This is a genomic window from uncultured Methanofollis sp., from assembly GCF_937919355.1.
In the GTDB taxonomy this organism is placed as follows: Archaea; Halobacteriota; Methanomicrobia; order Methanomicrobiales; family Methanofollaceae; genus Methanofollis.
In genome coordinates this window covers 1-7,590 of the sequence record NZ_CALFSA010000038.1, presented here as the reverse complement: position 1 = coordinate 7,590, position 7,590 = coordinate 1, and the positions used below count along the sequence as shown (strand labels likewise).

Sequence of the window (7,590 nt, the reverse complement as noted above, 5' to 3'; positions counted from 1 at the left end):
GCGATCACCGACGGCACCCGGAACCTCCTCGACGTGGACCCCGACGACCCGCACCAGCGCACCCCGATCTATGTCGGGTCCGCCGGCATGATCCGGAAGGTGAAGGAGATCTTCGGCAGGACGCACGCATGATCACCGTCACGGTGGCGACCGCAGACCTCGGCGGTTTCCCGGCAGGCCAGAAGGCGCACCCTCTCGTTATCGAGAGGGCCGCACAGGTACTCCGCAAAGAGCACGGCGGCCTCATCGTCGACTCCTTCGTGACGCGGTGCGGGGGGAGGCTTGCCTGTGTCTTCACCCACGACCACGGCGCCGACGACCCCCGGATCGCAGACCTGACCGCCCGCCTGATGGAGGAGTGTCGCACCCTTTCAGGCAGTCTCGGCCTCAGGGGGTCGGGTAAAGTGGGGAGGGCCGACCTCCCTGTCGAGAGCGGCGAGGGCGTGCTCGTCTTCCTCTCCAGCGGGGCAGGATTTGGGGCCTGGAGTGAGGTGCTCGCCCGCATCTTCGCCGACCCGTACACGACGCCCGCCCTGGTCGACGACCCCCTCCTCCGCCAGGGTTTTGCCTTCACCTGCAGCGACGGCGGGGTCTACCCCACGCCGTCCGGCTTCTACGCTCTCCTCGGGCACATCCGCGGCGGTGCGTCGGTCGTGAAGGTCGAAGGACAGGAGAAGACCGTCGCCGCCGTCGGTCCCGGCACCGACCCGGTCCTCCTCCTCGGTACCGGGCGGGGGTGCCCGCCTGTCGCCGGCGTCCTCGCCGCCGTCGCGGTCTCGGGCCTCATGCCTGTCAGCCTCTGCGACGCCGTGCCGGTCTGCGCGAAGGCCGTCTGCCTGGGTTTCGGCGTCCATGAGGGGATGCTCATCGGCCCGGCAGACCTCTTCGACGACCCCGCCTTCAGGCGTCTGTGAGACCTCCGGAAAAAACGGTGCAATGAGGTTTTCCCGGCTGATGGAAAGATTAAATACTTTCCACCACCACATAACCTCAGATGGTCAACAGTATTGTTCTGCCAGTGAAAAAGGTTTTTTCGCTCGTTGATTCAAAAATTAGCGTAGAGATCAAGGACGAAGGCCGGAAACTGCAGGGGAGACTCGTTGCCGTGGACGAGCACCTCAACCTGCACATGGAAGAGACGATCGAGTTCTCGGGCGACCAGAGGGGACGCAACCTCGGCACCGTCGTCATCAGGGGGAACAATATTCTTACGATCGCACCCCTCATCTGATGGACATGCCGTCTGTTGAAGAGGAAGCCCTGAAGATCATCCAGGCGAGGCCGGAAGGAGTTCTCCAGAGCGAACTCTGGAAACTCCTCAACATTGACAGCCGGAAATGCTCACGGGTCGTCAAGAAACTGAACGATGCCGACCTCATCGACCGTGTCGAGTACAGGGAGGAGGGGCTGAAGACCTACCTGCTGAAGGCACGGCAGCAGGCGGTCGACCCCTCTCTCCTGATGGCAGGAGACGAGTTGATCCCCTGTGTCGGTTGTGATCTGGACTGCACTGTGGAACAGTGCCCGGTCCTCCTCGACTGGATGTACGAACTGGCGATCAGCGAAGTTAACGAGTGAATCGTCCTTCCCGGGACGAACTCCCATTTTTCGGAGAGGTCTTCTCTCCCCCGCCTATCCTTCTGATACCTGTATAGAGTGCCGGGGACGCACGGACACCAGACAGGAGACTTCTGTTCATCACCTCTGCCGGCGGTACAGGGCCATCACTATAAGCCCGGCAAGCGCCACGCCCCCGGCAAGCAGGAGGAGTTGCGGCAGGGGCCTGTTAAACAGGGTCGAAGACCCGAAACCGAACAAGGAATTTTCAGGCGGTACTGCCGCCGGGACGTCTGCAACAGGGGGCAGTGTTTCTATCGTCCTGACGGGCGGGAGTGTGGGGGGAGGGGTCGGTTGCGTCGTCGCCACGGTGACAACCTTTTCAAGGGTGTACATGCAGACCCTCTGGTCGCCCGTGCCCGTCCCCGAGAGGAGGAGGGACCCGTCGTTTGAGATTGCCGCTGCGGTGACAGAGGCAGGCTGGAATTCTTTCCAGAGGAGTTCGCCGTCTTTCGAGAGGAAATAGACGGCCCGGTCCTGCGATGCCCCGACGACCCTGCCGTCGGAGGTGATCGCAACATGGTGGACGCGGTTGTCTGTCCTGTACTGCCAGAGCAACGTCCCATTGCTGCTGTAGAGGTGGACCCGGTGATCAAGGGACCCGACAGCAATATAGTTGCCGTCAGGGGAGATGGCGACCGACCTGATACCTCGCCCGGCGTCCTTCTTCCAGATCTTTTTGCCGTTCTTGCCCACCAGAGAGACCTGGCCGTCGGAACCCGCAGCGATCAGACTGCCGTCGGCCGAGATCGCAACAGCATCGACGTCGCCTGTTGCATCATATTTCCATAACTCCCCCCCGCCCCGCCTGAGAAGGCGTACGGTGCTGTCGTCGCTCCCCACGGCGATATATTTGCCGTCAGGAGATATGGCCACGCTGAAGGCGAAGTATCCCGACTCCCACCGCCAGTCCAGGTCACCCTCGCGGGTGAAGACCCGCACCATGTCCGAACCTTCGACGACATAAGCGCCGTCCTTCGAGACCGCAGAACCATAGACAGGACAACCGGTGTCATGACTCCAGAGGCGGGTGCCGTTCCGGTCATAATAGTACAGGGTCCCGGGCCTGTTTGTCCCGACCGCAAAGGTCGACCCGTCGGGCGCCAGCGAAAGGGTCAGGATCTCGCTCCCGAAGGCATGCTCCCATGTACGGGTCGCCTCGATCTCTCCGGCACTCACGACCGTCACGGTCTGCACTACCAGAACAAAGAGAAGAATGTAGAGTATCCACTTCGACATGCACGTCCCCCGCCACTTTCTCCCTTCCCGAGAGCAGAGAGGAAAGAGAGTTTGTGAGAGATCACGCCACCTCTATATGAATTTTGTTATGGCGGAGAGGCGGGGGCCGCCTTCAACCACAAGTCTTATGAGGCAATATCGCCAGGCCTGATGCATGGGCCCCCGCGAGGTTGAAGGGGTGTCACCCCCTCTCGGCAGTCTGATCTTCTGCGCACTTACCCTGGCCCTCGCCGCTCTTCTCGTCCTCATTTTTCCGCATTTTTCATTCTCCTTCTCGGTCCAGGACGAACCGTGCATCTTCGAGATCGTCGACATAAATCACACCCGAGAAAAGACTCATGAGTTGAACTATGACAGTCGCGTCACCCTCTGGTACAACCCCCGTCCTCCTCCCGAGGGCGCCGGCGACGTCGCCCTGAAAGAGTTCTGGAAACGTCTCGGCGTCCATAAGACCGAAACCGACAGGACACGGTATTATGTCAAAAACGATCTCTATCCCACATTTTTCAAAAACGGTCAGAAGGTCGAGGCACGCATCCTGACGATGGAGGCGCACAGGTTCATACAGACCGGTCACACCGGTACCCAGTATATGACAGGAACGGGGAACATGTGGTGCCCGAAAGGCAGGATCACCATCGACTTCGCCGACGGCACTTTCCGCCCCGGCGACGTTGTGCGGGTCGAGATCAGGGACGTGAGGACAGACGCTCTCGTCTCTGCCGATACCTATACTGCATAGCGGCGCGGGCGGCGAGGCGGGCGACCCGCAGGGGTTCGGGGATCTTGCCGTCGCGGGTGAAGGCGTCGACGACCCTCCTCGCCTCCGCCGCCTCGATCCCCGCGGCCCGCAGGTAGACGGTATAGCCTGTGCCGAGGGGGAGGGGGACGCGAGGGCCGAGGCGGCGGTATGCCGCCATCCTCTCTGCATCGCCGGGGAAGTGGGCGGCGATATCCTCCTCCAGACCCTCGGAGTCCTCGTACGTCACGACGACGACGGGAAGGCCCGTCGCCCGGTTGACGGCGTCGGGGTCGATGATGTTGTACCAGGCGATGACGCACCCGGAGAGGAGGATGCAGTTGATGTCCTCGCGTCCGAGGCCCAAGAAGAGGGAGACCGCGGCATCTGTTCCGTCCATGCCGCCGACGGCCACCTCGCCGAAGCCGAAGCCGTCGACCACGCCGTCCCTGCGCATCACGACGCCGGCAAGCGTGGACCTCTCGCGCCCCCGGAAACTTTCGGCGATACCGAGGGCACGCAGCCCTTTCTTCGCCATGTGCATGGAAGCACTTATGACGATGGCTTTTTAAATAGTATGGCAATGGAGATCGAGAAGGACCTGGTGTGCATCTTCATTCCCACCCTGAACGAGGCGCCGACCATCGGAAACCTCGTGAAGGAGTTCCGGGAACGGGGATATCGCCGGATTCTGGTCATGGACGGGCACAGCACGGACGGCACGCCGGAGATTGCGCGGGACGCGGGTGCCGAGGTCGTCGTCCAGACCGGAAAGGGAAAAGGGAACGCGATCATCGAGGCCCTTGATATCATCGATCTCCCCTATGTCCTCATGCTCGACGGGGACGGCACATATCTCCCCGCCGATGCGGGGAATATGCTCGCCCCCCTCGTCTCCGGTTTCGACCACGTCATCGGCGACCGCCTCGCCTACCCGGAGAAGGGCGCCCTGACCCGCCTGAACCTTGTCGGGAACTATATCATCAACTATTTCTTCAAGGTCGCCCACGGCCGCGACCTCCACGACATCCTCTCCGGCTACCGCGCCTTCACCCTCTCCTCCCTCCAGCAGATGAACCTCCAGGAGGCGGGGTTCGAGATCGAGACCGAGATGGCGGTGCAGGCGGTGAAGTTCGACCAGCAGGTGGCGGTGGTCCCTGTCCACTACCTGATGCGGCCGGGGACGCCGACCAAACTCAACCCCCTCCAGGACGGGTTCAGGATCGTCTCGGCGATCTTCCGTTTCGCCCGCCTCAACAACCCTCTCTTCTACTTCGGGATCATCGGGATCGTCCTCACCCTCATCGGCGGGTTCGTGGGGGTCTATGTCTTCCTGGAATGGCTCAAAGATATCGAGCACCTCCCCATGACCATCCTCACGGTGCTCCTCATCGTCGTCGGCATCGAGATCTTCATGTTTGGCGTGATCAGCGACCTTATCCTCGCCTTCCACCGCGAGGTGATCAGGGAGGTCCAGAGACTCCAGCCGCCGAAGAAGCGGTGACCTCCCCGGATCCCTGGGTAGCGATCAAATATTTTTCAGGCACGCTGGATGAGTGCACACCAGCCAGGGGCAGGTTCATCCTCACCACTCCCTTTTCGGAGATTTATCGTACTGGGCCGCCCCGGGATAGGGGCGTGTAAGCGATAACGAGTATGAGATGATATCATAGACCTTCGAGGAGGCACCGAGAGGTGCCGGGCGGGTTTGCCGACTTCGCCCGAAGGGGATGCTCGCCTATCCCCTGAGGGTGAATGTCCGGGAAAGAAGAGAAAATGAAAATGATTAGAAAAGGTGAAAAAGGTATGAACCCATCACCATTTGTAGATTGTCGTCAGATTGAAATGAATCAGCATGGAGGTACGTACACATGGAACCGATAATTACACTCACGGGTAAATTTTACAATGAAGATTGCATATCCGGGGCAAAAAAACATATAGAATCAAATTCCGTCGATCTTATCATCACCGATCCCCCCTACGGGATCAACGGGGACAAACTCCACCAGCACTATAACCGAAACGAGGCTTTTGTCGTTGATGGGTACGTCGAAGTCCCCGCCTCCGAATATGGAGAATTCAGTCTGAACTGGATAAAAGAGGCCGAGCGTATTCTCAAACCCGGCGGATCAATCTACATCGTCTCAGGATATACAAATCTCTACCATATTCTTCATGCCCTCCGACAGACCTGCCTTGAAGAGATCAATCATATTATCTGGAAATACAATTTCGGAGTCTATACCAGTAAGAAATATGTCTCCTCCCACTATCACATCCTCTATTACCAGAAACCCGGTGGGGACAGGACCTTCAACCTGGAATCACGGTTCGGCCTTACGGAAAAGGATCCTGATAATGGTTCATTGAACTATCAGGACCGTGAAGATGTCTGGATCATCAACCGGGAATACAAACCCGGACCGGTGAAGAACAAGAACGAATTGCCGACCGCCCTGCTCGTGAAAATGATGCAGTACAGCAGCAATGAAGGGGATCTGGTCTGTGATATGTTCCTTGGGGGCTTTTCGACCGCAAAAGTTGCTATCGGTCTGAACCGCCGGGCAACGGGTTTTGAGATCTCCTCCTCGAGGCTTGATACGAAAACCGAAGAGATGACAAACATCAAACCAGGAAGTCTTCTGTCCACACTCAGAGATCCTGAGATCGAGGAGAAGGCGAACCAGGGCAAGTCATGGACCGAAGATGAGAAAAAGGCTCTGCTGATCAGGTTCAATCAGCTTATCGGATCCGGCGAAACAAAGAAAAACACGATAGAAATATTGGAAAAGGAACTTGGCCGGGGCCGGTGGTCCCTTGAGAAGATGCTGAAGAATCTGGGCCAGTCCAATGGCAAACGAGGCAGACCAAAGAAAAAAGCAGGTGATGAAGTGCCCAGAGGTCAATCAGTTCTTTCTTTTGAATAACTTTTTTTTCTCTGTGAAGAATGGCAGGAACTATCAACACCTCACAGAGGCGACTTTCAATGAATGAGGGGCTTTGTCGGTCCGAAGTGCATATTTCGCACGTCTTGGACTACCATTGGCATTCCGCATACCTTTCTGGAAAAATTTCAGCCACCCTTCTTCGATACCCCTATCGAGAACGGATTGATCCTCTATGAAGTAGGCATCGATGCTGTCGATGTCGAATGCGACTTTTCTCATTCTGGACGTTGCACCGCGCCTGATCCGTTCATGTTCGTATGTCGAAGTCCTGCCTTTCAGGATGTCGTGCCATATTTTGAACTCGCCGGAGTTATCGAATTGCGCCTCTCCCTTTACGACGATGAAACCCACTCCCCCATTCTCTGCAACACACGCCTCGACCGCTTCCTGATCATTGAGGATCATCGGTTCGTTGGGTGTCCCTTTGCTCGTATGTTTCGGGTGCGCCTTCAGGTCCCAGACGAGATGCCGCCTATAATCAAATGTCGTGTTTCCATAGGCCGGACCAAGGGCGCCCCCGAGGGTTTGGGAGAGGACGGAAAATATCTTGTATTCGTAATACCACCCGATCCATTCCATCTGGCGCCATTGGTAGTCGGCCTCTTTTAACTCCAGAATCGCGTCTTTTCCGTCGACGTGTTTGGGGAGTTTTTCCAGTAAAATAGATGTTATGTCCTCTGCTTCTTCAAAAAGACTGTCTGGATACATACGATCTTGATCAGAATGTTTTGAGTGATAAAATGATCATTTTGAGTTCATATCGGGGACATTTAGATAATTTAGAGAATATTTTTTGTTTTCAATAATGAGGAGAACCGGGTTTCGCTCCCGAGCGGAGCACGGTGCTCGGCGGGGAACAGGCAAGGAAGAGGGGGGAGCAAACACGACAGGACTCTCCCACATTTTCAGCGCATCAATAACGGATCATGTATCAATCCCACGAGTATATCCCCCCATCATTGCAGAAGGCTTATGAGAGAATCCCGTCTCCCTCACGCAAAAAATTCAGGTGGCGAACCGTCGAAAGGCCCGCAGAGGGGCTCT

General features: G+C 57.4%; 9 protein-coding genes. 6 read left to right on the top strand and 3 right to left on the bottom strand.

Annotated features, from left to right (window positions below; translation table 11 throughout):
- Nucleotides 1-128: 128 nt before the first annotated feature.
- The 3 genes from Q0520_RS02055 (at nt 129) to Q0520_RS02045 (ending at nt 1,578) form a co-directional block, all read left to right on the top strand.
- Nucleotides 129-914, top strand: a complete 786-nt coding sequence (locus tag Q0520_RS02055) for a fructose 1,6-bisphosphatase (protein ID WP_298665928.1) — start codon at nt 129-131, stop codon at nt 912-914.
- A gap of 80 nt (nt 915-994) precedes the next feature.
- On the top strand, nt 995-1,231 hold the full coding sequence (locus tag Q0520_RS02050) for an LSM domain-containing protein (RefSeq protein WP_298665926.1): 237 nt from the start codon (nt 995-997) through the stop codon (nt 1,229-1,231).
- Nucleotides 1,232-1,236: 5 nt separating this feature from the next.
- Entirely contained in the window at nt 1,237-1,578 is a 342-nt protein-coding gene (locus tag Q0520_RS02045; protein WP_298665931.1) for an Lrp/AsnC family transcriptional regulator, read from the top strand.
- Nucleotides 1,579-1,698: 120 nt separating this feature from the next.
- Here Q0520_RS02045 and Q0520_RS02040 read toward each other — a convergent pair whose 3' ends face one another.
- On the bottom strand, nt 1,699-2,856 hold the full coding sequence (locus tag Q0520_RS02040; protein ID WP_298665924.1) for a WD40 repeat domain-containing protein: 1,158 nt from the start codon (nt 2,854-2,856) through the stop codon (nt 1,699-1,701).
- Between the two features lie 154 nt (nt 2,857-3,010).
- On the opposite strand from Q0520_RS02040, the gene Q0520_RS02035 reads away from it, so the two are divergent.
- Nucleotides 3,011-3,598 (top strand): hypothetical protein, encoded by a 588-nt coding sequence (locus tag Q0520_RS02035; protein ID WP_298665922.1) that lies wholly within the window; start codon nt 3,011-3,013, stop codon nt 3,596-3,598.
- Here the strand turns inward: Q0520_RS02035 and Q0520_RS02030 are convergent.
- Entirely contained in the window at nt 3,546-4,139 is a 594-nt protein-coding gene (locus Q0520_RS02030; RefSeq protein ID WP_298665920.1) for a DUF99 family protein, read from the bottom strand. The two genes, Q0520_RS02035 and Q0520_RS02030, sit on opposite strands and share 53 nt — an antisense overlap.
- A gap of 39 nt (nt 4,140-4,178) precedes the next feature.
- On the opposite strand from Q0520_RS02030, the gene aglJ reads away from it, so the two are divergent.
- Both aglJ and Q0520_RS02020 read left to right on the top strand, forming a co-directional pair.
- Nucleotides 4,179-5,099, top strand: a complete 921-nt coding sequence (gene aglJ, locus Q0520_RS02025) for an S-layer glycoprotein N-glycosyltransferase AglJ (protein ID WP_298665929.1) — start codon at nt 4,179-4,181, stop codon at nt 5,097-5,099.
- 367 nt (nt 5,100-5,466) lie between these two features.
- Nucleotides 5,467-6,525 (top strand): site-specific DNA-methyltransferase, encoded by a 1,059-nt coding sequence (locus Q0520_RS02020; RefSeq protein ID WP_298665918.1) that lies wholly within the window; start codon nt 5,467-5,469, stop codon nt 6,523-6,525.
- Between the two features lie 33 nt (nt 6,526-6,558).
- Here the strand turns inward: Q0520_RS02020 and Q0520_RS02015 are convergent, their stop codons facing one another.
- Nucleotides 6,559-7,254, bottom strand: coding sequence for a hypothetical protein (locus Q0520_RS02015; RefSeq protein ID WP_298665917.1), 696 nt, complete (start codon nt 7,252-7,254; stop codon nt 6,559-6,561).
- Between the last annotated feature and the right edge of the window lie 336 nt (nt 7,255-7,590).

Coding starts and splice junctions, on each gene's coding strand:
- Q0520_RS02055 (WP_298665928.1), top strand. CDS start 129: ATGATCACCGTCACGGTGGCGACCGCAGACCTCGGCGGTTTCCCGGCA.
- Q0520_RS02050 (WP_298665926.1), top strand. CDS start 995: ATGGTCAACAGTATTGTTCTGCCAGTGAAAAAGGTTTTTTCGCTCGTT.
- Q0520_RS02045 (WP_298665931.1), top strand. CDS start 1,237: ATGCCGTCTGTTGAAGAGGAAGCCCTGAAGATCATCCAGGCGAGGCCG.
- Q0520_RS02040 (WP_298665924.1), bottom strand. CDS start 2,856: ATGTCGAAGTGGATACTCTACATTCTTCTCTTTGTTCTGGTAGTGCAG.
- Q0520_RS02035 (WP_298665922.1), top strand. CDS start 3,011: ATGGGCCCCCGCGAGGTTGAAGGGGTGTCACCCCCTCTCGGCAGTCTG.
- Q0520_RS02030 (WP_298665920.1), bottom strand. CDS start 4,139: ATGCACATGGCGAAGAAAGGGCTGCGTGCCCTCGGTATCGCCGAAAGT.
- aglJ (WP_298665929.1), top strand. CDS start 4,179: ATGGAGATCGAGAAGGACCTGGTGTGCATCTTCATTCCCACCCTGAAC.
- Q0520_RS02020 (WP_298665918.1), top strand. CDS start 5,467: ATGGAACCGATAATTACACTCACGGGTAAATTTTACAATGAAGATTGC.
- Q0520_RS02015 (WP_298665917.1), bottom strand. CDS start 7,254: ATGTATCCAGACAGTCTTTTTGAAGAAGCAGAGGACATAACATCTATT.